The 24,693-nt window shown below is 74.5% G+C and carries 23 protein-coding genes; 10 read left to right on the top strand and 13 right to left on the bottom strand.

Annotated elements, in window-relative coordinates; all coding sequences use genetic code 11:
• The first annotated feature begins 138 nt into the window (after positions 1-138).
• Positions 139-1,077 (top strand): 1-phosphofructokinase family hexose kinase, encoded by a 939-nt coding sequence (locus ACFYMP_RS06475; protein ID WP_388852258.1) that lies wholly within the window; start codon positions 139-141, stop codon positions 1,075-1,077.
• Between the two features lie 190 nt (positions 1,078-1,267).
• Here the strand turns inward: ACFYMP_RS06475 and ACFYMP_RS06470 are convergent, their stop codons facing one another.
• A complete protein-coding gene (locus tag ACFYMP_RS06470; RefSeq protein ID WP_388851456.1) occupies positions 1,268-2,263 on the bottom strand; it encodes a dimeric protein in 996 nt (331 codons plus the stop codon).
• Positions 2,264-2,690: 427 nt separating this feature from the next.
• The gene (gene cdgB / locus ACFYMP_RS06465; protein ID WP_388851453.1) at positions 2,691-4,445 is read right to left on the bottom strand and encodes a diguanylate cyclase CdgB; all 1,755 of its coding nucleotides are present in this window, start codon (positions 4,443-4,445) and stop codon (positions 2,691-2,693) included.
• 482 nt (positions 4,446-4,927) lie between these two features.
• Between cdgB and ACFYMP_RS06460 the strand changes: the two genes are divergently transcribed.
• Positions 4,928-5,437 carry a flavin reductase family protein gene (locus ACFYMP_RS06460; RefSeq protein WP_388851450.1) on the top strand — a complete coding sequence of 170 codons (510 nt, stop codon included), beginning with the start codon at positions 4,928-4,930 and terminating at the stop codon, positions 5,435-5,437.
• 22 nt (positions 5,438-5,459) lie between these two features.
• On the opposite strand, the gene arfB is transcribed toward ACFYMP_RS06460, so the two are convergent.
• On the bottom strand, positions 5,460-5,888 hold the full coding sequence (arfB, locus tag ACFYMP_RS06455; RefSeq protein WP_388851447.1) for an alternative ribosome rescue aminoacyl-tRNA hydrolase ArfB: 429 nt from the start codon (positions 5,886-5,888) through the stop codon (positions 5,460-5,462).
• Positions 5,889-6,131: 243 nt separating this feature from the next.
• Here arfB and ACFYMP_RS06450 point away from each other — a divergent pair, with 243 nt between their 5' ends.
• Positions 6,132-6,707 carry a TerD family protein gene (locus ACFYMP_RS06450; protein WP_388851444.1) on the top strand — a complete coding sequence of 192 codons (576 nt, stop codon included), beginning with the start codon at positions 6,132-6,134 and terminating at the stop codon, positions 6,705-6,707.
• A gap of 138 nt (positions 6,708-6,845) precedes the next feature.
• Here ACFYMP_RS06450 and ACFYMP_RS06445 read toward each other — a convergent pair whose 3' ends face one another.
• Positions 6,846-7,697 carry a prephenate dehydratase gene (locus ACFYMP_RS06445; protein WP_388851441.1) on the bottom strand — a complete coding sequence of 284 codons (852 nt, stop codon included), beginning with the start codon at positions 7,695-7,697 and terminating at the stop codon, positions 6,846-6,848.
• A 357-nt stretch (positions 7,698-8,054) separates the two neighbouring features.
• Here ACFYMP_RS06445 and ACFYMP_RS06440 point away from each other — a divergent pair, with 357 nt between their 5' ends.
• Positions 8,055-8,606, top strand: a complete 552-nt coding sequence (locus ACFYMP_RS06440) for a GNAT family N-acetyltransferase (RefSeq protein WP_388851438.1) — start codon at positions 8,055-8,057, stop codon at positions 8,604-8,606.
• Between the two features lie 103 nt (positions 8,607-8,709).
• Here the strand turns inward: ACFYMP_RS06440 and ACFYMP_RS06435 are convergent, their stop codons facing one another.
• The 4 genes from ACFYMP_RS06435 to ACFYMP_RS06420 all read right to left on the bottom strand — a co-directional run bounded on the left by ACFYMP_RS06435 (position 8,710) and on the right by ACFYMP_RS06420 (position 13,076).
• Complete coding sequence (locus ACFYMP_RS06435; protein ID WP_388851435.1) at positions 8,710-10,278, bottom strand: M1 family metallopeptidase; 1,569 nt, start codon at positions 10,276-10,278, stop codon at positions 8,710-8,712.
• A 186-nt stretch (positions 10,279-10,464) separates the two neighbouring features.
• Entirely contained in the window at positions 10,465-11,511 is a 1,047-nt protein-coding gene (locus ACFYMP_RS06430) for a hypothetical protein (protein WP_388851432.1), read from the bottom strand.
• 201 nt (positions 11,512-11,712) lie between these two features.
• Positions 11,713-12,357 carry an ankyrin repeat domain-containing protein gene (locus tag ACFYMP_RS06425; RefSeq protein ID WP_388851429.1) on the bottom strand — a complete coding sequence of 215 codons (645 nt, stop codon included), beginning with the start codon at positions 12,355-12,357 and terminating at the stop codon, positions 11,713-11,715.
• Between the two features lie 122 nt (positions 12,358-12,479).
• Entirely contained in the window at positions 12,480-13,076 is a 597-nt protein-coding gene (locus tag ACFYMP_RS06420; RefSeq protein WP_388851426.1) for a heme-binding protein, read from the bottom strand.
• A gap of 541 nt (positions 13,077-13,617) precedes the next feature.
• On the opposite strand from ACFYMP_RS06420, the gene ACFYMP_RS06415 reads away from it, so the two are divergent.
• From ACFYMP_RS06415 to ACFYMP_RS06405, 3 genes are all read left to right on the top strand, one after another.
• The gene (locus tag ACFYMP_RS06415; RefSeq protein WP_388851423.1) at positions 13,618-15,003 is read left to right on the top strand and encodes a sensor histidine kinase; all 1,386 of its coding nucleotides are present in this window, start codon (positions 13,618-13,620) and stop codon (positions 15,001-15,003) included.
• Positions 15,004-15,218: 215 nt separating this feature from the next.
• Positions 15,219-15,836, top strand: coding sequence for a response regulator (locus ACFYMP_RS06410; protein WP_388852255.1), 618 nt, complete (start codon positions 15,219-15,221; stop codon positions 15,834-15,836).
• A 182-nt stretch (positions 15,837-16,018) separates the two neighbouring features.
• Positions 16,019-16,537, top strand: a complete 519-nt coding sequence (locus ACFYMP_RS06405; RefSeq protein WP_388851420.1) for a hypothetical protein — start codon at positions 16,019-16,021, stop codon at positions 16,535-16,537.
• Between the two features lie 119 nt (positions 16,538-16,656).
• Here ACFYMP_RS06405 and ACFYMP_RS06400 read toward each other — a convergent pair whose 3' ends face one another.
• Positions 16,657-17,385, bottom strand: a complete 729-nt coding sequence (locus ACFYMP_RS06400; RefSeq protein WP_388851418.1) for a pentapeptide repeat-containing protein — start codon at positions 17,383-17,385, stop codon at positions 16,657-16,659.
• A 161-nt stretch (positions 17,386-17,546) separates the two neighbouring features.
• Here ACFYMP_RS06400 and ACFYMP_RS06395 point away from each other — a divergent pair, with 161 nt between their 5' ends.
• Positions 17,547-18,560 carry a zinc-binding dehydrogenase gene (locus tag ACFYMP_RS06395; protein WP_388851416.1) on the top strand — a complete coding sequence of 338 codons (1,014 nt, stop codon included), beginning with the start codon at positions 17,547-17,549 and terminating at the stop codon, positions 18,558-18,560.
• 706 nt (positions 18,561-19,266) lie between these two features.
• Here ACFYMP_RS06395 and ACFYMP_RS06390 read toward each other — a convergent pair.
• On the bottom strand, positions 19,267-19,869 hold the full coding sequence (locus ACFYMP_RS06390) for a DUF5994 family protein (RefSeq protein ID WP_388851413.1): 603 nt from the start codon (positions 19,867-19,869) through the stop codon (positions 19,267-19,269).
• Positions 19,870-20,107: 238 nt separating this feature from the next.
• On the opposite strand from ACFYMP_RS06390, the gene ACFYMP_RS06385 reads away from it, so the two are divergent.
• Positions 20,108-20,653: a hypothetical protein gene (locus ACFYMP_RS06385; RefSeq protein WP_388851410.1), complete on the top strand. Its 546-nt coding sequence runs from the start codon at positions 20,108-20,110 to the stop codon at positions 20,651-20,653.
• A 70-nt stretch (positions 20,654-20,723) separates the two neighbouring features.
• Here the strand turns inward: ACFYMP_RS06385 and ACFYMP_RS06380 are convergent, their stop codons facing one another.
• From ACFYMP_RS06380 to ACFYMP_RS06370, 3 genes are all read right to left on the bottom strand, one after another.
• Complete coding sequence (locus ACFYMP_RS06380) at positions 20,724-21,293, bottom strand: GNAT family N-acetyltransferase (protein WP_388851407.1); 570 nt, start codon at positions 21,291-21,293, stop codon at positions 20,724-20,726.
• Between the two features lie 9 nt (positions 21,294-21,302).
• On the bottom strand, positions 21,303-22,268 hold the full coding sequence (locus ACFYMP_RS06375) for an aminoglycoside phosphotransferase family protein (RefSeq protein ID WP_388851404.1): 966 nt from the start codon (positions 22,266-22,268) through the stop codon (positions 21,303-21,305).
• 431 nt (positions 22,269-22,699) lie between these two features.
• Positions 22,700-22,999, bottom strand: coding sequence for a hypothetical protein (locus tag ACFYMP_RS06370; protein WP_388851401.1), 300 nt, complete (start codon positions 22,997-22,999; stop codon positions 22,700-22,702).
• A 185-nt stretch (positions 23,000-23,184) separates the two neighbouring features.
• Here ACFYMP_RS06370 and ACFYMP_RS06365 point away from each other — a divergent pair, with 185 nt between their 5' ends.
• Positions 23,185-24,477: a helix-turn-helix domain-containing protein gene (locus ACFYMP_RS06365; protein WP_388851398.1), complete on the top strand. Its 1,293-nt coding sequence runs from the start codon at positions 23,185-23,187 to the stop codon at positions 24,475-24,477.
• The last annotated feature ends 216 nt before the right edge of the window (positions 24,478-24,693 follow it).

The following is a 24,693-nucleotide window of genomic DNA, read 5'->3' as shown; positions in this document are numbered from 1 at the left end:
GTGGAGGCGGACCGCCCGGACCCCTGGGCGGGCCGCCTCCGTTTTGGCATGATCAGTTCGCGTGCCGGCCGACGCGCGGTCGCCGGCGAGCGGCGCGCGCACGTCGCGGACCGTTCGGAGGGGAAGGGGGGCGCCGGGGTGATCCTCACCGTCACGCTCAACACCGCGCTCGACCTGACCTATCAGGTCCCCGTACTGGTCCCGGGCGCCTCGCACCGCGTCGGCGAGGTGGCGGAACGCGCGGGGGGCAAGGGGCTCAACGTGGCCCGGGTGCTCGGCGCGCTGGGACACCGCACGACGGTGACCGGCCTGTGCGGAGGAGCGACCGGCGAGCGGGTACGGGCACTGCTCGCGCGGGCCGAGGGCGTCGAGGACGCCCTCGTGTCGATCCGGGAGCCCTCCCGCCGTACCGTCACCGTGACCGAGGGCCCCGGCGCCGCGCGGCCGGCCGGGGCGACGGTGTTCAACGAGCCGGGGCCGCTCGTGGCCGCCGAGGAGTGGAGGATCTTCCGCCGGACCTACGCCGAGTTGCTGGGCGGGGCGACGGCCGTCGCACTGTGCGGAAGTCTCCCGCCGGGCCTGCCGGTCGGGACGTACGCGAGTCTCGTACGGGAGGCGCGGGCCGCCTCCGTCCCGGTCCTGCTCGACACGAGCGGGGAGGCGCTGCGCCGGGGGGTGGCGGCGCGTCCCGACATGGTGAAGCCGAACACCGAGGAACTCGCACAGCTGACCGGGTCCAGGGACCCGGACAGGGCCGCCCGGGACGCCCGGCGGCGCGGCGCGCGGGCCGTGGTCGCCTCGCTGGGCGCGGAGGGCCTGCTCGCGGCGACCGCCGAGGGCATGTGGCGGGCGGCGGTACCGCGCCGGATCGAGGGCAACGCGACGGGCGCGGGCGACTCCGTGGTGGCGGGACTGCTGTCGGCGCTCGCCGAACGGCTGCCGTGGCCGCAGCGGCTGGCCCGCGCCACCGCGCTGGCCTGCGCGACGGTGCACGCGCCGGTCGCGGGCGAGTTCGACCGGGGCGTCTACGCCGAGCTGCTGCCGCGCGTGCTGGTCACGGAGTCGCGGGCGGGGTGAGGCGGGCGGGGACCTCAGCCCCCGCCTCGCACCTCGGGCGGGGAGCCGGGGCCCGGGGCACTCGGCCGGGGCGGCCACGCAACGGCGGGCGCGCGGCGCTCGCGCGGCCGGGTACGGGAGCGGCCCGGGGCGGCCCACGAGGAGCGCGCGCACCGGGCCGGTTCCGTGCCCAAGGGGCTCGTGGGGCCCCTCAGTTCTTGACCTGGCCCTCCTTGAGCCACAACCGGTCGAAGTTCGCATCGCACTTGTCGCCGTCCTCGCAGCTGAAGACGATGCTGTTGGTGCCCTTCGTCAGGTGCGTGTAGACGTAGGAGTTGGTCCAGCCCTTCTCCCAGTCGCCCTCGGGGGCGCCCGCCCAGTTCTTGAGCGGCAGTTCGCGCCGCTCACCGCCGTTGACGATGAGACTGGCCTGCTGGTCCTTCCCGGGGACGCCGTAGTCCAGGAAGATCGTGTAGTCGCCGTCCTCCGGGATGCCGCTCACGGTCCAGGTCAGCTTGGCGCCGACCTTGTTGAAGCCCGCGACGTAGATCCCGTCACCGGCCTTCGCGCCCTTGACGTCGGAGGAGAGGGTCGTGCCGCCGTCCAGCTTGAGCGCCTTCGCGTCGGACTTCGGCAGGTCCTCGGGCTCCTCGGAGGGGTTCGCGGAGGGCTTGTCGTCGTCCTCGCCGGGCTGCGACTGATGGGCGGTCGGGGCCGGCGGCTGTTCCGCCTTGTTGTCCTTGCCGTCGCCCGAGTCCCCCGTGCCCAGCGCGATACCGATGCCCACGCACACGGCCGCGACCACGGCGATCGCCCCGATCAGCAGGCCCTTCGTGTTGGGGCCGCGCCCCCGGCCACCGGTCTGCTGCTGCGCGCGCCGGCCACCCGCGGGCGGACCGCCGGGCAGCGTCTCGGGCGCCGCGTAGTGCGCGTTCTGCTGGGGGTACCCGGGGCCGCCCGCCGCCTGACCGTCGTAGGGCTGCTGCGCGGCCTGCTGCGGCGGATAGCCGTACTGGCGCTCGCCGACGGGGCGGACCTGATGGTAGGAGCGTGGACCGGGGTAGCCGTAGCCGCCGCCCCCGCCGGGCGGGGTCGCGCCTGCCGCCTGGCCGTCCGCGTACAGGTAACCGAACGGGTCGTCGGCGGCGGGGTCCGCGGGCGGATTCTCGCCCTCGGGCGGGTTCTCGCCGTTGTTGCCGGGCGTCATCCCTTGGTCACTCCTCAACGGTCGGGCTCACGGTGCGGGACAAGCGGATCGGATGAGCGGGAGCGTCATCGGTCGATCCGGCGAGCCTACCCGCTTCACATGGACGCCCCGCCTGCCCCCGGAGCCGGTTCCCGCGGGGCACACGGGCACACGGGGCCCGGGTGGTGACCGGACTCACGAGACACGACAAGCCGGGGCGCACACCGCAGCGCGCCCCGGCACCGGGCGAAGCGCGACCGGCGATGCGGGGCGGCGCGGGTGGGAGCGGCGCGGGTGGGAGCGGCGCGGGTGGGAGCGGCGCGGGTGGGAGCGGCGCGGGTGGGAGCGGCGCGGGTGAGGCCCGCCCGGCCCGTGGGAGGGCGCTCAGCCCGCTCGACGGTGGAGACGGCCTCTCAGCCGCTGCCGACGGCGGACCGTTCCCCTCAGCTCAGCCCGCGCGGCGGTGCTGGCGGGAGCGGGAACGCTTCTCGACGTACATCCGCTGGTCCGCCGACTGCAGCACCTCGTCCGCGCTCTCCCCGCACTGCGCCCAGCCGATGCCGAAACTCGCGCCGACCCGGACCGCGCGCCCGTCCACCCTGATGGGCTGCGTGATGGCGGTGCGCAGCCGCACCGCGAGGTCCTCGGCGTCGCTGCGGCCCACCCCGTCCGCGAGTACGACGAACTCGTCGCCGCCCAGCCGCGCCACGGTGTCGCCGTCCCGCACCCCGCCGGTCATGCGACGCGCGACCTCGATCAGCACGGCGTCCCCGACGTGGTGGCCGAAGCGGTCGTTGATGGGTTTGAAACCGTCCAGGTCGCAGAAGAGGACCGCGAGCCCCTTGGTGCCGTCGTCCGGCTGCCCCTCGGGCGGCGGGGCCACCGCGTGGACGTGGTGCCCGTAACTCCCGTACCCGGTGCCGTACGGGCCCCCGGAGCCGTCCGGCGCGAGGTCGTAGGTGTGTCCGCCCGAGTCGTGGACGGCGCTCGGCGCGTAGGGGTCGCCGGGCGCGGACGCGTAGAGGCCGCCCGCCGGGTCGTGGACGGGGTAGCCCCCGGGGGGCGTGTCGCCGTACGCGGCGTCCAGCGACTCGACCGGGCTCGGCGGGCGCGACATGGGACGCCGGCACAGCCGTGCGGCGAGCCGGGCGCGCAGCTCCGCGCTGTTGGGGAGGCCGGTGAGCGCGTCGTGGCTGGCCCGGTGCGCGAGGTGCTGCTCGCGGCGTTTGCGCTCCCCTATGTCCTCGACGTGGGTCAGCAGAAAACGGGGGCCGTCGGCGGCGTCCGCGACGACCGAGTTGCGCATGTGGACCCACACGTAGTGGTCGTCCCTGCGCCGCAGCCGCAGTTCGGCGTGACCGCCCTCGGCCGAGGTGCGCAGCAGGGTGCCGAGGTCGTCCGGGTGGGCGAGGTCGGCGAAGGACCAGCGGCGCATCGAGGAGGCCGAGCGGTTCAGCAGCCGGCACAGCGCGTCGTTGGCCCGCAGGACGTGCCCGTGCTGCTCACCGCCGAGTTCCGCGATGGCCATACCGCTGGGGGCGTACTCGAAAGCCTGCCGGAAGGACTCCTCACTGGCCCGCAGCGCCTGCTGCTCGCGCTCCAGCCGGACCAGGGCGCGCTGCATGTTGGCGCGCAGCCGCGCGTTGGAGATGGCCGTCGCGGCCTGGAAGGCGTACATCTGCAACGCCTCGCAGCCCCAGGCGCCGGGGCGCCGGCCGTCCCGGGGGCGGTCCACGGACAGCACGCCGATCAGTTCGCCGCCGGCCGTCCCGGCCTCGTACATCGGGGCGAGGAGCAGGTCCTCGGGGTGCCACTCGCCCTCGAAGCGGGGCTCGGGTCCGGGGGTGTGCCAGGTCGGCACCTCGTACTCGCCGAGCATGCGCGCCGTGGTGTACGGGATGAAGCGCAGGGAGCCCCACTCCTCGCCCACCGCGAGCCGGCGCTCCCACGCCTCGCGGGCACCGATCCGGCCGGTCAGGAGCGAGTCGGCGGCCTGGTCGCCGGAGAAGGCGGCGACCACGAGGTCGCCGTCCGGGCGGACGAGGTTGACGGCGGCCAGTTCGTAGCCGATGCCGTTGACGACCCCGTCGGCGACCGCCTGGAGCGTGTCGGCGAGACTACGGGCGGTGTTGAGGTCCGCCACCACCTGATGGAGCTGTCGCATGGTCGCAAGACGGACGTAGGGCTCCGACTCGGTCTCCATGCTCGCTCTCCCCGAGACCTCGACAGCAACTCCAGGATTCGCGCGTACTCACCAGTGGATCAGCCGCGCGCCGTGCGGGCCGCTGATCGTTCGATCACACCGGCTTGAATGGCCTGTGCCACTGAATCACAGTGAGCTGCGCCGCCGGTACTCAGGGTCAGCAAAATCTCGCTCCTGTGACTCAAGTCACAGCAGAAACCGGGGACTTCGCGACTCTCTGTACGCGACTCCCGCTCGCCAGGCACACGGAAAGCGACGGCCGCCCCGCGCGCGACGACGGAACTCGGACACCTCTCGCGCACCGTCCGCCCCCGGACCACCGGGACCCGTCTCCCCGGGGCCAGGGACGGAGGGGGGTCCTAGGTCCGCTCTCGGGCGCAGGTCCGATGCGGGGGGCACGGATACGGCGTTAGCGTTTTCCCGTGCTCAAGTCTCAGCTGTCCGCTTCCCCCGCCCCGTCCGCCACCCCGCATGCTGTGGGGGTGAGCGATGACGAGTTCAAGGCCGCGCTGGGCCGGCTGGCGGCCGGTGTGGTCCTGGTGACGGCGCACGAGCCGCAGACCGACCCGGACGGCCCCCGGGGCGAGGACGCGGGCATGACCGCGACCGCCTTCCTGTCCGTCTCCCTCGATCCCCCACTGGTCCTGGTGAGCCTGCGGGCCGGTGGGCGGATGGACGACCTGCTGGCCGAGCAGCCCCTGTGGGCCGTCTCCGTCCTCGCGCACGGTCAGCGCCAGATCGCGGGGCGCTTCGCGATGAAGGGCCGGGTCAGCGACCGGCTGCTGTTCGAGGACCTGTCCTTCGAGCGCGGGGAGCACACCGGGGCCCCCCTCATGGACGGCGCGCTCGCCACCTTGGAGTGCCGTACGGAGCGGCAGGTCCCGGCCGGTGACCACGTGCTGGTCATAGGCCGCGTACTGAGCGCCCGGCTGCCGAGCGGGGACGGCGAACCGCTGCTGTACTTCCGGGGCAAGTACCGGCACCTGGGCTGAGGGCCGGCCGGGCCGGGGCTGCTCAGGTCCAGTCGCGGCCGGAGCGGCCGCGTTTGCGCTCCGACTTCTGCTTCTTCTCCCGCAGCCGCCGCTCGTTGATGCCGCGCGGGACCTTGCGGGCCTTGCGCGGACGCGGCGGCGGGGCCGTGGCCTCGGCGAGCAGCGCCGCGAGGCGGACCGCGGCGGTCTCCCGGTTGCGCCACTGGGAGCGGTGCTCGGAGGCGCGCACGGTGACCACCCCGTCCACGAGGCGTTTGCCGAGCCGCTCCAGGGCGCGTTCCTTCCACACCTCGGGCAGCGCCTCGGTGCGGGCGAGGTCGAAGCGCAGCTCGACCTGGGTGTCGGAGGTGTTGACGTGCTGGCCGCCGGGCCCCGAGGAGCGGGAGAACCGCCACAACAGCTCGGACTCCGGGAGCACGACCGAACCGCGGATGACGTGGGGACCGGACATGTGCTCCATGGTCGCGCGTCCGGACGGCGACGTCACATCGTTTTCCCGCCGCTACGGCCGGGTGTCCGGCCGCGGTCCCGGGGCCCGTGCGAAGGGACCCGTGCGAAGGGAGCGGCCCCCGGGACGGAACGGTAAAGAAAGCAAAGAAGGCAGGAACCTACGGGCCGGGTGTCCGCGTTCATAGAGGTGACGGCAGCTCCGCCCCCGGTGCGGAGCCCGGCATCTCGACGAAAGGGACTTCCCATGGCTGTAAGCCTGTCCAAGGGCGGCAACGTCTCCCTCACCAAGGAGGCCCCCGGCCTGACCGCTGTCACGGTGGGCCTCGGCTGGGACGTCCGCACGACCACCGGCACGGACTTCGACCTGGACGCCTCGGCGATCGCGGTCAACCCGGAGGGCAAGGTCTACTCGGACGCCCACTTCGTCTTCTTCAACAACAAGCAGACGCCGGACCAGACGATCGTCCACACCGGCGACAACCGCACGGGCGAGGGCGAGGGCGACGACGAGGCGATCAACGTCAACCTGGCGGGTCTCCCGGCCGACGTGGACAAGATCGTGTTCCCGGTCTCCATCTACGACGCCGAGAACCGCAGCCAGAACTTCGGCCAGGTCCGCAACGCGTACATCCGCATCGTGAACCAGGCCGGTGGCGCCGAGATCGCCCGCTACGACCTGAGCGAGGACGCCGCGACGGAGACCGCGATGGTCTTCGGCGAGCTGTACCGCAACGGCGCGGAGTGGAAGTTCCGTGCCGTGGGCCAGGGCTACGCCTCCGGCCTCGCCGGCATCGCCCAGGACTTCGGCGTCAACGTCTGACCGCGCCGCCCGGGGTCCCCGCGGCGGGTCTGTCGCCCGCCGCGGGGACCGGGGCCGTGGCACGGAGTGCGGGTCACAGGTACGGCGCGTGTCACCGGGCCCAGGGGCGGGCGGCCCCGCGGCCGCCCGCCCCTGGGATCAGTCGGTGAGGAGTTGAGCGCGGTACGGGTGGGCGGCGTAGACGCCCAGTTCCCGGACCTCGGCGGAGAAGAAGGACAGCTCCTCCAACGCCAGGGCCACCGAGGGCTCCTCGGGGTGGCCCTCGATGTCGACGTAGAACTGGCTCGCGAAGAAGCTGCCGCCCAGCTGGTAGCTCTCGATCTTCGTGAGGTTGACGCCGTTGCTCGCGAAGGCGCCGAGCGCCTTGTAGAGCGAGGCGGGGATGTTGCGGGTGCGGAACAACAGGCTCGTGATGTAGGCCGTGCCCTCGGCACGCTCCGGGCGGGGCGCGCCCTGGGACAGCGCGAGGAAGCGGGTCGTGTTGTGGTGCTCGTCCTCGACCGCCTCGGCGAGGACGTCCAGACCGTACAGACCGGCCGCCGCGGGCGGCGCGAAAGCGGCCTCGTGCGGGTCGCCGAGTTCCGCGATCTCGCGGGCGGCGCCGGCCGTGTCCTCGGTGACCAGCGTCCGCCAGCCGTGCTCCTGGGTGATCTTCCGGCACTGCCCGAGCGCGTGCACGTGGCTGCGTACCGTCCTGACCTCCTCGATCGTCGTGCCGGGCAGCGCCACGAGGTCGAAGCGGATGGGCAGGAAGGACTCGGCGAACATCCGCAGCCCGGACGAGGCGAGCAGCTGGTGCACGTCGGCGACCCGGCCCGCCGAGGAGTTCTCCACCGGGATCAGCGCGATGTCGGCCTTGCCCTCGGAGACCGCGAAGAGCACGTCGGCAAAGGTGGAACAGGGAAGCGTGCGGCTGGTGGGGAACATGGCGGCGCTCACGGCTGCGGAGTTGCAGCCGGGCTCACCCTGGTATGCGACGACAGTGCTCATGGCATCCAACGTATCGAAAGGGACGACACCCCCGTCGCGCTGTCCACGGAACGGAGGGAGCCGCGCGGAGAGGGAGACGTGCGGGCAACGGCAACGGCAGCGTGCGCGAAGACGGACACGTGCGGGGAACGGCAACATGCGCGGAGGCGGACGCGTGCGGGAAACAGCAGCGTGCGCGGAGGCGGATGGGCCACGGACGGAGCGGGGGCGTCGCGTGGGCGGAGCCGTTCCGGGTCCGTGGCCGTCGGCCGTACGCCGCTCGCCGCCGCTCAGCCCTCGGCCCGTGCGCGTGGAGGGGCGGGCGAGGGGCGGGTGTCGGCGCCCGGCGCCCCCGCGCGACGCCGCTAACCTCCCGGCATGATGGTCGAAACCCTCGTGCCCGTCGACAACGACATCCCCGGCCCGGTCCTCACCGAGCTGACCGGGCTGTACGCCTCGAACCGTGAGTTCCAGCAGCTGAGCGGGGAGTTCCCCGACCCGCAGGACATCCGGCCGGAGCAGGTCGCCGCCTCCCTCGCCGACGAACTGTCGCACCCGGACGCGGAGGTGCTGCTCGCCCGCTCGCGGGGCCGGCTGGTGGGGATCGCGGTCACCCGGCGCCGTCATCCCTCGCGCTTCGACGATCCGGACCCCTGGATCGGGCTGCTGATGATCGACGAGGGCGCGCACCGCTCCGGTTTCGGCCGCCGGCTCGCGCACACGGTGGAGGACCGGTTCAGGGAGGAGGGCCGTACCGGGGTGCGGCTCGCCGTGCTGGAGGACAACACCAGGGCGTTCGCCTTCTGGACGGCCCTGGGCTACGCCGTCATCGACCACCGCCCCGACCTGACGCTCGGCCGCCCGACCGTCGTCCTGCGCAAGGAACTCGCCCCGGGCCCGGAGCTGGACGCACCCGCCGGGGCGCTCTGAGCCCAGGCCACAGGGCGGCTCCCGTCACAGGGCGGCTCCCGTCACAGGGCGGCCCGGCTCCCGCCCGGCGCCACCTGCTCCCGCCTGCCGCGACCGGCTCCCGTCACGGCCTGGACGGTTTCCCGTCCCCGTACAACCAGTCCTTCCACACGCCGCCGAGGTTCTCGCCGGTGGCGTGTTCGGCGTACGCGGTGAAGTCGGCGGTGTCCGCGTTGCCGTGCCGGTGGTCGGTGGCCCAGTCCTTGAGCAGGGAGAAGAACGCCCTGTCACCCACCTGCCGGCGCACTCTGTGCAGGACCATGGCGCCGCGCTGGTACACCGGCGCCTTCGAGATGTCGCGGGCCGAGGGCGGTCTGGCGGGCGGGAACTCCCAGACCGCGGCGCTCGCACCCGGGTCGTCCTCGAAGTACTCACCCGCGTAGAGCGCGTCGAAGGTGTGCTGGGCGCTCGGCCCCCCGTGCCTCTCCTGCCAGAGCCATTCCGCGTAGGTCGCGAAGCCCTCGTTGAGCCACATGTCACGCCAGCTCGCGGGCGTGACGGAGTCGCCGTACCACTGGTGCGCGAGTTCGTGCACGAGGAGACCGACGCTCGGGACGCCCGTGAGGACCGGCCGGGTCTGGGTCTCCAGCGCGTAGCCGGCGTCCCGCTCGCGCTCCACGATCGCCCCGGCGGAGGAGAAGGGGTACGGCCCGAATGCCTCCGCCTCCCAGGCCAGGATCTCGGGCAGCCGGTCGAGCGCCTTGCGGGCCGCCGCGTGACCGAGCCGCGGGTCGAAGGCGGTGATCGAGCGCACCTTGCCCCGGGGGCCGGCCACGGGACCTGAACCGCGGGCGGGGCGGGGCCCTCGGGCCGGGCGGGGCCCTCGGGCCGGGCCGCTTCCGCCGTCGGACCGCGTGGCGACGTCGATCGTCGTGTCCCGCACCTCGTACGCGCCGATCGCGAGAGTGGCCAGGTAACTCGCCATGGGCTGCCCCGTGTGCCAGCGGTACGTCGTCCGGCCGTCCGCGCCGCGCCGCTCTCCGCGCGGTTCGCCGTTGGACAGCGCGCGGAGCCCCTTGGGGACGGTGACGGTCAGGTCGTACGTGGCCTTGTCGCTGGGGTGGTGGTTGCCCGGGAACCACGCCATGGACCCGGTGGGCTGGCCGAGCGCGAGGGCCCCGTCCGCCGTGGGCAACCAGCCCTCCTGGGAGCCGTCCGGGTCGGTGATGGTCCGCGGGGTGCCCGAGTAGCGCACGACGGTGCGGAACGCGTGGCCCTTGCCGAGGTCGCGCCGGGGACGGATCGTCACGTCGTCGGCATCCCTGCTGACCCGGGCGGTCTCCCCGTCCACCGTGACCTTCTCGATGTCGAGTCCGTGCAGGTCCAGGCGGAAGGCGGTCAGGTCCTGTTGCGCGCGGGCCCGGAGGGTGGCCACCCCGCGCAGGTGCTGACCCGAACTCTGCGCGTTCTTACGGGTGTAGGTGATCCGCAGCCCGTAGTGGAGCACGTCGTACCCGCCGTTGCCGAGCCGCGGGAAGTAGGGGTCGCGCAGGCCCGCCGCCCCCGGGGTGCCGTGCACACCCCGCGCGTGCGAACAGGAGACGAGCGGCCCGAGGGACAGCACGGCCAGGACGGCGGCACCGGCCCGGGTGGTCCTGCGGAGGAGCGAATGGGGGCACGGTCGTCTCGGCACCGGCTGATAATACGATCCATGGTGGGTGATTTACGGCATTTCAACCGATTGCCTCCCGTACGTCAGTCCGGTCTTTCTGTCTCCGGTCAGCTCGTCTTCCTGTCTCCGTCCGCTCCCCTTCCGCTCCGGCCAGTCCCCTTTTCCCGCGTTCTCCCGCGCCGACCGGCTCACTTTTCCCGCCTCCGGTCAGCTCGCCTTCTCCACCTCCGCCCGGACGTCGCCGTTCCTGCTCGACAGGTCGAGGAGGTGCGGCTCGGCGCTGCTCTTCGCGTGGGGCACGTCGAGGGAGCGGTGGCCGTTGGTGGTGGAGCCGCCGGTCCGGTAGAGCGTGCCGTCGTCGGGGAGGACCACGGTCACCTGCCCGTTGACGGCGCGGCCGACAACGCGCGCCGGGGAATCGGCGAAGGCCAGCCGGGCCTTGCCGTTGGTGGCGCGGGCCTCCGCGTCGCCGTGCAGGGCCTTGGCGTCTATGCCGCTGTTGGAGGTCTGGAGGTCGCTGTCCCCGGTGACCTCCTCGATGTCCATTCCTCCGTTGGTCGTGCGCACGTGGAGCGAGCCGTCGACGTGGCGCGCGGTGACACCTCCGTTCCGGGTCGTCAGGCGTACCGCTCCGGTCACTCGGTCGACGGTGACGGAGGACGAGGACGTCGTGACGTTCAGGGCGCCTCTGACGTCGGAGAGGGTCACACCGCCGTTGCGGGAGGTGATGGTCGCCGCGTGCCGCAGCCCGGCGGCCCGCACGCTTCCGTTCTGGCTGTCCACGTCGACCGCGAGCTTCCTCGGCACCCTGACCTCGGCCCGGCCCTCGCAGGAGAAGTTGATGCCGGGGCAGTTCAGTTCGACCTTGAGCCGGTCCCCGTCCAGCGACCACCGGGCCTTCGGGCTGCGCAGGCCCGACCCCTTGATCCACCGGTCGACCTTCACAGTGGCACCGTCGTAAGGGACTATCCGCAGCTTCATGTTGCTGGTCTGGAGCGTGAGCCGGGTGCCGTCGTAGGCGAAGTCCTTGCTCGCGTGCTCCTCGTCGCCCGCACCGCAGCCGGTGAGCAGTCCGGCCACGAGCACCACGAAGGCGGACGACAACGCGGCGCGGGCGGCCCCGCGGGAGCCGCGAGAGCCCGGGAGCACGGCGGCGGGCACGAGGCCGGTGCCGGGGCGGGAGGAGCGGGCAGAGGGAGCCGAGTAGTCGGGGAAACCCGAACGGCTGCTGGATACACGCGGCTTGAGGACCATGCGTTCAGCTTGCCGGGCCACCGGACCGCTCCACCATGAGGTGTACCGCACAGAGTTACTGAGGTTTACCCCACCGTGCCCGCTGTGGTGGGCCGCCCTCTTCCGTCCTCTTCCGCCCGCCCGCCCGATCACTCAGCCGGCCAGTCAGCCGACCATTCAGCCACCCAGCCAGCCAGCCGGCCGGCCGGCCGGTCAGTCAGCTCAACCGGCCGTAGCCTCGGCCGCCCGCAGCAGGCCCTCGATGCGGTCGAAACCGAGGCGCCGCGCGTGCTGCCGTGCGGTGACGCCGTCGCCGTCGGGCAGGTCGGGCGTGGCGCCCGCCGCGAGCAGCAGCCGCACGATCTCCTCGTGCGCGGCTCCTCCGTCGCCGAGGATCACCGCCTCCAGGAGGGCGGTCCAGCCGAGGCGGTTGACGTGGTCGACGTCCATGTCCGTCTCGCGCAGCGCCGCGCGGACGTACGCGACGTGCCCGCGTTCGCACGCCGGGATGAGCGCGATCCCGCCGAACCGGTTGCGCAGGGTCAGGTCGGGGTGGGCCGGCAGCAGGGCGCGCATCATCGCGACGCTGCCGGTGACCCCTGTGACCAGCCACGGACTGTTGAGCTGCTCGTCCTGCGCGTCCGGATCGGCCCCGGCCGCGACCAGCGGCCCGGCCGCCGCCACGTGGTCACCGAGCGCGGCGAGCAGCAGCGGCGTCCGGCCGGCGGCGTCCCGCACCGCCGGATCGGCGCCCGCGTCCAGGGCCTCCCGCACCCCGGCCTCGTCTCCACGGGCGGCGGCCTCCAGCAGCCGGGCCCCGGCCCCGCCCTGGTGACTACCGCTCCCGCCGTGGCTGTGGCTGGTCATCTTCCCGCACTCCTGCCTCGTGTCGTACGCGTTACGGAGCCACGTTACGGAGGCTCCGATCACGCGGACCACCCGGATTCCGTACGCCGCGGTACGCCTTGCTACGCCGATGTCCCCGCTGGTCAGCGGCCGAGGGCGGCCACACCTGCCTGCGCGTACCTCTCGTCCTGGTCGCCGCTCGGGGCACCGGCGACGCCCACCGCCGCGACGGGGGCTCCCTTGGCGGCGACCGGCGCGCCGCCCGCGAGGAACAGCGTGCCGGGGATGTCCTTGAGCGTGGGAGCGCCGTCGAGCCGCTTGACCAGCTCGGAGGTCGGCGCGTTCCAGGACACGGCCGTGAACGCCTTCTTCGCGGCCGCGTCGTACGACTGCGGGCCCGCGCCGTCGCCGCGCAGCGTCACGAGCGTACGGCCGTCCCGGTCGACGACCGCCACGGACACCTTCTGGTGGTCGCGCACGGCGGCGTCGAGGGCGGCCTGCGCGGCCCGGGTCGCGGCGGCCGTCGTCAGGTGCGGGGTGCTCGTCAGGTTGCGCGAAGCGGCGTCCGCCGGTGCGGCGGAGGCCGGACGGGGCGCGGCGGGGGCGTCGGCGTTCGCCGAGACCGTGCCGAGGACGCCCGCGCCGAGCGCCACGACCGCGACGCCTCCGGCGAGCAGACGGGCACGGGAGCCGGGACGCGAACCGTCGCGGGTGGAGCGGTGAGCGGTGAAGCGGGACATGGTGTGACTCCTCGGGCCGGGTGGTGGCGCCGCCGGTCGGGCGGCCTGTCTCCAGCCTGGTGGCGCGGGGGCCGCCTCCGGCTCCTCCGCCCGGCCGCGACCGGCGCTCCGGCCGGTGGACACGCGGGTCGGCCGATCGGTTGACGCGGAGGGCCCCGGGTCCGGGTGATGATGCGGAGGGAGCCGTGTCGCCCGCGCGCACGGCCCGCACACGACCGACGGAACGCGGACCAAGCGGACGCGGACCAACCGGACGCGGACCAACCGGGCACACGCCCACCCAACACACGTCAGCCGGACACACGCCAACCCGGACACACGTCAGCCGGACTGCGCCAACCGAAAACAGCCGACCGAACACAGCCGACTGGAAGCCCCCATGCCCCCCGCCACCCCCTCCGAACGGCCGGAACCGCCCGAGCCGGGTCCCCCGGACGCGCTCGCGCACCCCGGGGGGACCGGGCGCCCCGGCGCCTCCGCGAACCTCGCGGCAGGGAACGGCGCGACGGCCGGGCGCGAGAGGACGCGGGCATCACGTGGGATGCGCGGGTCCCCCGGGGCCCTCGGGACCTGGGGGCGGTACGAGGCCGGGTTCCGTGAGCCCGGGGAGCCAAGCGCGTCCGGCGGGACCGCCGAGGCCGGTGAGCGGAGGCTGTCCGCGCTGCTCACGGCGGCCTTCCTGGTCCTGCTGGCCGGGGCGCTGCTGCGCTACGTCCTGCGGCACGGGGACAGCGAGCGGCTGCCGTGGGTGTGCGCGCTCGGCGCCGTACTCGCCGTGGTCCAGGTGAGCGGGGAGATCCGGCCCGGTGCGCGGCGCACGCAGGTGCTGCGGCTCGGTGCCGTGGTGGGCTGCTGGGTGGTGATCGTCCTGCTGGCGCCGAGCTTCGCCTGGTGCGCGGTGCCGCTCGTGCACACGGCGCTGCGCACCCTGCCCACCCGGGCCGCCGTCGTACTCGTCAGCGCCCTGTCGGCCCTGGTGGTGGCCGCACAGCTGCGGCTGGCGGACGGCGTCGACCCCAATCTGGTCCTGCTGCCGCCCGTGGTCGCGGCGCTCGCCACGGGGGTCTTCGTCCACATGCGCCGGCAGACGGAGCGGCAGCAGCGCCTCATCGACGACCTCGTCCGCACCCGCAGGGAACTGGCCGCGACCGAACGCCGCGAAGGGACGCTCGCCGAACGCCAGCGTCTCGCCAGGGAGATCCACGACTCCCTCGCCCAGGGCCTGTCGAGCCAGACCATGCTGCTCCAGGCCGCCGACCGGCAGTGGACCAGTGATCCGAAGGCGGCGCGCGCCCATGTCCGCAGCGCCTCGTCGATCGCCGCCCACAGTCTGGCCGAGGCCCGCCGTCTCGTGCACGACCTGGGCCCCGCCGACCTCGCGGGAGGCGTCGGGCCGGCCGAGGCGCTGCGGACGCTCGCGGCGCGGGAGTCACGGGACGGGCTGGCGGTCCGCTTCCACGCCGAGGGGCCTGACGACGGGCTCCCCGACCGTGTGGCCTCGGCCCTTCTCCGCACCGCGCAGGGCGCGCTCGCCAACGTACGCGAGCACGCCCGCGCCAGGCACGCGGCGCTGACCCTGACCCGGCTGGACGACGCGGTCGTCCTGGACGTCGCGGACGACGGCCACGGGTTCGACCCCGCCACGGCCGGGAACGGGCCGGACGCCTTGCGCGGCCACGGGTTGCCGGCCGCCCGCGCCCGGCTGCGGCAGGTCGGCGGCACTCTGACGATCGAGTCGGCCCCCGGCGAGGGAACCGTCCTGACGGCCACGGTGCCGCTCACTCCGGCGGGGCCGGGCCGGGCCCCCGTGGCGGACACGGCCCCGGACCCGCGCGCCGACGCCGGTGTGGGGGCGGCCCCGGGAGAGCGTGCCGAGCCGCGCCCCGGGCCGGAAGCGGAAACGACGGAGGAGGGCGGACCACGATGAGCGCGACGGAACCGCAGGGAACACCACGGAACGCCAGGGACACGCACAACGCACCGGAGGCGCCGGACGCGCGGAACGCCCGGGACGTACCGAGCGCGCAGGACGCCGCGAGGGCGCCCTCGCACCCACCCGAGGCTTCCCCTGAGGCTTCGCCGGAGACTTCCCCGGAGGACGGTGGCCGCACGGGCGGCGGGCAGTCGGCCGCCGCCTCCCCCGTGCGCCTTCTCCTGTGCGACGACCACGCCGTCGTACGGGCCGGCCTGCGCGCGCTGCTCGCGAGCGCCCCGGGCATCGAGGTGGCCGGGGAGGCGGGCAGCGGTGAGGAGGCCGTGGCGCTCGCGGAGAAGCTGCGGCCCGCGCTCGTGCTCATGGACCTGCAGCTCGGCGCCGGGATCGACGGGGTCGAGGCGACCCGGCGGCTGACCTCGCTGCCGGACGGGCCGCGCGTCCTGGTGCTCACGACGTACGACACGGACGCGGACATCACCCGTGCGATCGAGGCGGGGGCGACCGGCTACCTGCTGAAGGCGGAGCGGCCCGAGGAACTGTTCCCCGCGATCCGGGCCGCCGCCGAGGGCCGGACGGCGCTGTCCGCCCCGGTCGCGGGCCGCGTCATGGCCCGGCTGCGCAGCCCGCTGCCCGATCTGACGCCACGCGAGCGCGACATCCTCGCCCAGCTCTCCCGGGGCCTCGGTAACCGGGAGATCGCCCGTGCCCTGTTCATCAGTGAGGGCACCGTGAAGACCCACCTCGGCCGCATCTACCAGAAGCTCGGCGTCGACACCCGGGCCGGGGCGGTCGCGGTCGCCCAGGAGCGGAGGCTGCTCGGCTGACTCCGGGGAGGACGGCGGGAGCGGTGGCACCTCCCGGCCGCTCCCGGCATCTCCCGGCGCTCCCGACGCCTCCCGCCCGTTCCTGCCCCCCTCCCGGCACCTCCCGGCCGCTCCCGCCGCCTCCCGACGCCTCGCGGCCCCTCCCGCCCGCTCCCGTCCGGCCCCCGTGGCACCATCGACCCGTGCTCGACATCGGTTACGCCCTCTCCCGCCGCTTCCCGGACCCGCCGCAGACCGACTACCGGCGGGCGGACCGGCACGCGCTGCGGCACGATCTCTTCAGCGGGGACGTGTATCTCGCGGACACCGAGAGCGACCGCGAGTTGTCCACAGCCTGGGGATGGGTTCCGGTGCTGGACTTCGCCTGGGCGTTGTGCGACATCGCGGAGCTGCTGGACGAGGACCCGCTGGGCAGCCGGGCCGCCCGGCCGCAGTACGCCGAACTGGACTTCACGGAGTCCACGGACCGGCTGCTGTTCGAGCGGCGCTTCGGCTGGGTCGACATCGAAGCGGAGTGGCTGCCCGCCGACGTCCCCCCGCTCGCCTTCCCGCACGCCGAACTACGCGGCGAGGCCCGGGACTTCCTGCACGATCTGCTCGCCGACCTCTTCGACATGCACGAGGCGCTCGCCGACAACCCGGTGATCTGGGACCTCCAGGCCCGCTTCCCCCGCCTGCCGGCCGGACGCGGCGGCCGCTGAGGCGGCGGAGGCCGCGAGGCCGCGGAGTGCCCTGAGTCCCCTGAGGCCGCTGAGGCCGCTGAGGCCGCTGAGGCCGCTGAGCCCCCTGAGAACGCCCTGAGCCGCCCGCCCCGCTCCTCCTACTCCCCGTGGTCCAGCACCCGCACCCCCCGTTCCGCCGCGAAGGCCGGGGCCAGGTCGATGAGCTGCTGCGGGCTGATCACCGCGCCGGAGAGGCGGTCCACCCCGCGGGCGATGAGCAGTTCGCCGGCGCTGCGCAGGTCCACGTCCTTCAGGACGGCCCCGCCGAAGTCCACCCCGCGCAGCGCGCAGTCCACGAACTCGACCCGCTGGAGGGTGGCGCCGCCGAAGTCCGGTTCGACCAGGACGCAGGACTCGAAGACCACGTCCTTGAGTTGCGCGGCGCGCAGGTTCAGGTAGTCGATCTTCCCGCCGCGCACCACGACACGTTCCAGCACCGCGCCGTGCAGCTGGACTCCGCCGAGCCGGGGCTCGACGATCTCCGCGTCCCGCAGCGTGGCCTCCGCGAGGTCCGTGCCCACCCCGCGTACGGACTCCAGCCGGGAGTCCACGAACCGGGCGCGGGTCAGCCGGGTCTCGGTCAGATCGCAGTCCACCAGCGCGCAGTCGAGGAAGCCCGCGCCGCCGCCGTCCTCCCCGCCGAGGTCGAGTCCACGCAGCTCCAGCCCGTCGTAGTCACCGTCGGGGGACAGACCACCGGGTGGCAGCGGGCTGAGCGGCGGCAGCCGCAGCGCCGGACGGCGGGCGGGAGGCACGGCGGGCCGCCGACGGGTACCGCCGTGCGGCGCGGAGCCCTGCCGGGGTGACGAGGAGCGAGGTAGAGCCATGTCCCCATCGTGACGTACGCCACTGACAACGCGTCCCCCGCCCGTGCCGTGTCCCCCTCCACCCCTGCCTCGGCGCCCTTGACCTCAAGCGCGATCGAGGGATCAGCCTGGGCTCCGGCACCCGCCACCGACCGACTCCCGCCGAGCCCACGGAGACAGCCATGCACGCGATCCGCCACTACACGTTCGGCGCTCCGGACGTACTCGTGTACGAGCGGGTGGACGATCCGGTCCCCGGGCCGGGGCAGGTGCTCGTCGCGGTCGCCGCCGCCGGGGTGCACCTGCTCGACACGGCGATCCGCTCGGGCGTCACGACGGGACCGATGCCCACGCCGCCCGAACTGCCGACCGTCCCGGGGCGGGAGATCGCGGGCACCGTCGTGGGACTGGGGGCGGGCGCCGATCCCGGGCTGCTGGGCAAGCGGGTCGTCGCGCACCTCGGTTTCGCGCCCGGGGGCTACGCGGAACTGGCCGCGGCCGAGACCGCGAGGCTGCACGAGATCCCGGGCACGCTGGACGAGGCCGCTGCCGTCGCCATGATCGGCACGGGGCGGACCGCGCTCGGCGTCCTGAACTTCGCCGCCCTCGGGCCGGGCGACGTCGCCCTCGTCCTCGCGGCCGCCGGGGGGATCGGCACGCTCCTGACGCAGTACGCGAGGAACGCGGGCGCGACCGTCGTCGGACTGGCGGGCGGGGCGCGGAAGACGGCGCTGGTCACCGGGAACGGCGCCGATCTGTCCCTCGACTACAACGAGCCCGGCTGGCCCTCCGCCGTACGCCGGTCCCTGGGCGGTCAGCGGCCCGTGACGGTCGTGTTCGACGGGGTCGGCGGCGCGGCGGCCGAGGAGGCCGTGCGTCTGCTGGCTCCCGGCGGCCGGCACCTCGTGTTCGGCTGGTCGAGCCGGGGCATCAGCGCGGACGGCAGCGGGTTCGTCCTCACGAGGAGCGAGTTGGCCGAGCGCGGCATCACCTCCCAGTCGGTGCTCGGCCCGGCGATGACGGCGAGGGAGGGCGGCGAGAACCCGATGCGGGCTCTGGAGAGCAGGGCGCTCGCCGAGGCGGCGGCCGGCCGGCTGCGGCCGGGGACCGACCGGTTCCCGCTGGCCGCCGCGGCACAGGCCCACCGCGCCCTTGAGGGCAGGGCCACGGTCGGGAAGGTGGTGCTGGAGCCGTGACCCGCCCGGACCGCGGGCCACGGGCACCCACCCTGCCCCCGCACGGTTCGCGAAGCCGGCTCCGTACCCCGGGGGCGCGCCGGTCCGGGGTGGCGGCCGGGCCGGTCCCGGCCCTTCCCCGCCCCGGACCGGCCGCGGGCCGCTAGGGTGCGGGCATGGCCGGTTCCCACCAGGAAAGCCCGACATCCCGCGAGTTATCCCCCTCGCACACCGGGGCGTCCGTCCCGGAGCAGCACTCGCCGGCGCTGCCGTCCACCGCACGGCCGGGCGCGCGCCGGGCCGTCACCGTCCCGCGTCCCGCGCGGTCCGGACGGTCGTCACGTACGGCTCCGGCCCCGCTCTCCACCCCGGAGCGGCTCGCGGCCCTGAACATCACCGAGACCGACTGCCGTCAGTGCGGCACCGTCATCGCCGGGCTCAACGGCCGGTACGCCTGCCCTCTGTGCGGGTGGGCCAACGCGTGGTCCGACGGGGACCAGTAGGGGCGCGGACGACCGGGGACGGAACCAAAAAGCGCGTGCGGGCGGCTGGGGCTGGGGGGAACGGGCACGGGGACGGGTGAGGCGGCCCGCCGTCCCACCGGCCCCGGGCCGGAAACCCGGGGAAGCGGGCCCGGAGCGGGGCGCCGGCCGGCCGGGGCGTGGCCTGCCGGCCGGCCGGTGCCGTGGTCCGCGGGCCGGTCCGGGTCATGGCCTGCCGCGGCCGGTCACGTCGCCGGGGACGAGCCCGTACCGGCGACCGGGGCCGGTACGAGGGGTCCGTCCTCGTGTCCTCGCGGGGCGCGACGGTCCGCCCGGCGGGGGCCGACCGGGGCCGCTGCGCCCAGGGGCGTGTCCGCCGGGAGGCAGACCGCGAGGTGCTCGGTCGCCGTGAGCGCGGGCCCCGAGGCGTCGGAGGCCGCCGCCATGAGGCGCGCCGCGACGGCCGGCTCCGTGCCGGGCGGTACGACGAGCAGGTCCCAGCGGCCGACGTCGTAGGACAGCAGCAGCAGTTTGTTCGGGTCCAGCTCCGCCGTGAACCAGCCGACCTTGACGATGTGTCCCGGGACGGCGATCCGGCGCGGGACGGCCGGCCAGGTACGGGAGTTCACCGCGATCCGTGTGATCCTCCCCCACCGGGAGTCGAGCGCCTCGACCAGTTGGGGGATCTCACGGGTCAGGTCGCGGGAGCGGGGCCACCAGGCCCCGTCGAGGAGACCGCGGGGTGCGTCGGGGTCCTTCAGGGAGAGTCGCGGCGACGCGGACGCCCCGGCCGGAGGGCCGGGCACCACGGAAAGCGTCGAGGGGGGCCACACATTGGTCGCGGACATGGCGCGAACCTGTCTCCGGGCGAGTGCCCGGCATTGTCACCTACCGGGAGCGACGCCGGCGGAGCCGGAATGCGAAGAACTCCCGATGTACCGAGGCTACTCCCCCGCCGGGCCCCAAGAGGCCCGTACGCCGGTGACATTGGTGGGCCGGGATTCGGCTGGCCCGGCCGGTGGGGGGTAGATACCCGACGCCGGGGCGCGCAAGGCGCCCCCACAGGCCGTACGACAGGAGTGTTCCGTGACCGAGGTGTTCCTGCGCAGGCTGTCCCGCTGGCAGGCCGAGACCCAGCGGGAGGCCATGGCCGACCTGTACGTCGAGGCGTACCAGGGCGCGCCGGGCGAGGTGTTCCACGACCGGCAGGGCTTCCTGAACCGGTACGCCGAGGACGTGCAGCGCACCGGCTTCGAGATGGTGATCGCCGGGGCGGCCGAACTCGGCGGCTGCGCCTACGGCTACACGGTCGATCGCGCCGGCACTTGGTGGCAGGGGTTCACCGGGGCGCACCCGGAGGCCGAGGAACTCACCGCCGCGGGGCAGGTCTTCCTCGTCGCGGAGCTGATGGTGCGCCCCGGTGAGCGCCGCGCCCACGTGGCCACCAGGCTCCTGGAGCTTCTGCTGACCCGGACGGAGACCGCCTGGGCCGTCGCGGGGGTACCGGCGCACGCCTTCCCGGCGCACCACGCCTTCACGTCCTGGGGCTGGACCACTTTGGGGCGCCTGGACCCGGCTCCGGCCTCCGCGACCGGGGCACTCGACGTATGGGGCAGGCGAAGGGCGCGGTGAACGGGGTGAAGCACCTCACGGACCGCCGGGCGCTCCCCCGTCACGGCCGAGGGACGGGGCGCTCGCCCCGTCACCCCTCCCGCACGCTCCCCGGCGCCTCGCGCCGGGCCCCCGCTGCCGCCAGCGCCTCGTCCGTGAGCCGGTAGACGGTCCACTCGTCCTGCGGGCGGGCGCCGAGGGACTCGTAGAAGGCGATGCTCGGCGTGTTCCAGTTCAGGACGGACCACTCCAGGCGTTCGTAGCCCTCGCGCACACAGATGCGGGCCAGTTCGGTCAGGAGGGCCTTGCCGTGACCGCCGCCCCTGCTGGCGGGGCGGACGTACAGGTCCTCCAGGTAGATCCCGTGCGTACCGCGCCACGTCGAGAAGTTGCGGAACCACAGGGCGAAGCCGACGGGCTCGCCGGCCGCGTCCTGGGCGATGTGGGCGAACACGGCGGGGTGCGCGCCGAACAGTGCCTCGGTCAGTTGCTCCTCGGTGGTGCGGACCTCGTGCAGGGCTTTCTCGTACGCGGCCAGTTCGCGCACCATGGCGTGGATCTCGGGCACGTCCCCGCGGGTCGCCGGCCTGACGAGGCCGCCGGGGCCACGCGTGGTGGCGGGGGTGCCGGGCGTGGTCGCTGTCCTCGTACTGTCGCTCATGGGCGCAGGTTAACCGGCCCGTGCGCGCAGCAACGCCCCGATCTCCCCCTGGCGTGCGGGCAGCGGGCGGCCGTCCTCGATCTCCCACAGGCAGTTCTGGAGTACCCGGGCCAGGGTCCAGGCCGCGGCCCGTCGCCGGTCCAGGCCCAGGACCTCGGTCATGGCGTCGAAGCGGCGGGCGGTCTGCCCGGCGTCGTAGCGGTTGTGCAGCGCGGGCAGCAGGTCGAACCCGGGGTCGCCCGCGAGCGGTTTCGGGTCGATGGCGAGCCAGGGCGCCCGGCCGGACGCCAGGACGTTCTGGAAGTGCAGGTCCCAGTGGAGCAGCCGGTCCCCCGGTTCCGGCAGGACGCCGCGGAGGGCGGCGCCGCAGTCCGCGAGCAGGTCCCTCGCCACGGGGTCGGCCACGCGGGGCAGGGCCCGGGGCAGCGCGTCGAGCATCGCGCTCCCGACCGTGGCCAGGGTCCGCAGGCCCGCCGGGGCCCGCACCGAGTGGAGCAGACGCAGCAGTTCGGCGATCCGCACGCTCGCCCGCAGCGCGTCCGGCACGGAGTCGAGATCCTGGCCCGCTTCGAGACGTTCCAGCAGGAGCGTCGCCGTGCCCGGGTCCTCGGCGAGGAGGCGGACCGCGCCCCGGCCCTCCCAGGCGCGCAGGGCCGCGCCCTCCCCCTCGTTCTCCTCGGTGCGCAACTGGAGTTTGAGGACGGCGGGCGTGCCGTCCGCCTTGCGTACCGGGAGGACGAGGGCGGCCGCCCCGTGCAGTGGGGTGCCGTCCGGTCGCAGATCCCAGCGGTCCAGGAAGTGGGCCGCCCGCGAGGGGAGTTGCCCGACGAACGCCCGCCCCGCCTCCTTCTCGTACCGGATCTGCGACTCGACGAGGGCCGCGGGCACCTCGAAGGGGACGGGAACCGGGCCGCCGGAGGGCGTGGGAGCGCCGCCCCCTCCGGACGGCCTCGGGGGAACCGGGATGTCGCTCATCCGGGCATCGTAGGGGCGGGGGCGGTCCTGGGGGCGCCACCGAGGCGGCGCTCCGGCACCACCCTTCCGGCACGGCCCGCCGGCTGAGACCGGGCCGTGCGCGTCGTGCGCCACTCACCTCGCCGCCGCGCCCCCGCCCGCCCGTTCTCGCCGTGCGCGCGCTCTCCAGTTGTCAAGGTGCGCCCCGACCACCACCCGCCGCCTTCCGCCGCACCGCCGCTCTCCCCTGCCGTGCCCGGGGGCGGCCGGCAGGAGAGGGCGGTGGAGGAGCGCGGGGCGGCGAGAGGCGAGGGTGGCGGCGGGTGCGGGAAGGGGGGACTCGGTAACTCCCCGCATCCATAAAACTACCTGCGGTAGCCGTCGGGGAACCCCACGCGAACGAGTGGTTTCAAGCCGCGGCGCAGCAGAAGAGCAACCACACGAAGCGCGGGTCAGGACGCTTCGCTCGTGGCGCCGGACACCTGGAGCCGGCCGCCGCGGCTCTCCGCCACGCGCAGGGCGTCTCTCAGGGCGGAACTCAAATGGGTGACGTAGAAGAGCAGTTCCGTCTCGGATGTCGCGCCCTCGCGCAGGGCGCTCCGCACGTGGTCGAGCAGCTCCTGCGCCATCGTGAGCTGTATGGCCTCGACGCTGTCCGCCAGGCGGGAGACAACGCTGTCGGCCTCGGCGTCACCGACGCTGATCAGGTAGCAGTCCTTGCCCCCTTCACCGGTCCACGGGAGCAGTCGCATCGCCGTGCCCCCTCTCCCGCTGTCGGCTCCTCGGCTCGTCGTCCATGTCCGTCGCGCTCCTCTCTCCCGGCGACGTCCCGGACTCACGGCCTGCTGCCGTGGCGGGCGTCGGCGGAAGCAAGGCTTCCGCTCCGGGCGTCCGGTTCCCATCCGAAGGACCTATGGGACCGGCCTATATTCGCGACATGGGGCAGATTTCGGATTCCGTCTGGTCACATCCGGAGCTCGACGCGGCCGTCGCCCGCGCGGACTGGGGTGCGGTGTTCCGCGCGTACCGGAAGTTCACGGGCCTGAGCCAGACCCGGCTCGGGGAGCGCGTCGGCCTGGCGCAGTCGGACGTGTCGGACATCGAGCGCGGAAGGCGCCGGGTGACGTCGGTGGAGGTGCGCTCACGCATCGTCTCCGGGCTCGGCGTACCGGTCGTCGGCATCCCCGAGCAGGCGCGGCCCGGCCGGGCCCGGCCGGGCGAGGCACCGGCCCGCGCGCCGCGGCCCCCGGTCGCCGGGCTCGCTCTGCCGGGGACGGAACCCGACGAGGACCTGGCCGACAGGCTCGGCGGCACGATCGCCTCCGTCCCGGGCCGGCGGGGGGTGGACGCCGCGACCCTCGACTGGCTCGACCGGCTGCTCGCCGAGCACCGGCGCGCGGAGGACACCATCGGCTCGCGGCCCCTCGTGGGCATCATGCGCAGGCAACTGCGCACGGTCACCAGCCTGTACGAGCGCACGAGCGGGCCGCTCACCGGACGCGTGGTGCGGCTGGCCGCCGAGCACGCCCAGTTCCTCGCCTGGATGGCACAGGACCAGGGGGACACCGCCACGGCCCTGTCCTGGTACGACCGTTCGCACGAGTGGGCGCTGGAGGCGGGGGACGCCGACATGGCCGCCACGACGCTCAGCATGAAGGCGCACGGCGCGTGGTCGCGCGGCGAGGCCCCGAAGTGCGTACGGCTCGCCCAGGCGGCCCGCTGGTCGGCGCCGGGTGCCTCGCCCGGCGTGCAGGGGATGGCCGCGCAGATGGAGGCGCGCGGGCACGCGATGGCCGGCGAGGCGGCGGCGGCGCACCGGCTGCTCGACGAGGCGCAGGAGCTGATCGTCCGGGCCGCCGGGCGCCCGGAGGACGAACCGGCGTGGATGTACTTCTACGACGAGACGTGGTTCACGCTCCAGCGCGGCATGGCCTCGATGCAGTTGCGGCAGTGGCGGACGGGGGTCGACCAGCTCACGACCGGGCTGGCGGCGCTGCCCGCGACCTACCGGCGGGACCGCGCCTGGTACCGCGCGTGTCTCGCGCACGCCCTGGCCGGCGCGGGTGAGGCCGCCCAGTCCCTCGCGACCGCCCTGGCCACCGTCCCCGACGCGGACGCCGTCGGCCGTCCGCACGCGTGGCAGGAGCTGCACACCACGGCCTCGCTGCTGCTGCGACGGGGAGCGGCCGAGGGCAGGGACCTCGTCGCGGCTCTCGCGGAACGTGGCTGAGCCGAAGGGACGGGGCGGACCACAGGACTGACGACGGGGCTGCGGGGGGCGGGAGCGAGGGCAGGGCAGGGCAGGGCACGGGACTGACGACGGGGCTCAGAGGACGGGAGCGACGACAGGGCTGAGGACCGGGCCGCGGCGGAGCGCCGTACGCGTACGCCGCCCGCGTACGCCGCCCCCGCCGGGGTGCAGCCCGCGCGAGAGCGCGCCCGTCCT

The organism is Streptomyces sp. NPDC007088 (assembly GCF_042869355.1).
GTDB lineage: Bacteria > Actinomycetota > Actinomycetes > Streptomycetales > Streptomycetaceae > Streptomyces.
The sequence above is the reverse complement of the archived record's forward strand: the minus strand, read 5'-3'. Positions and strand labels throughout refer to the sequence as shown.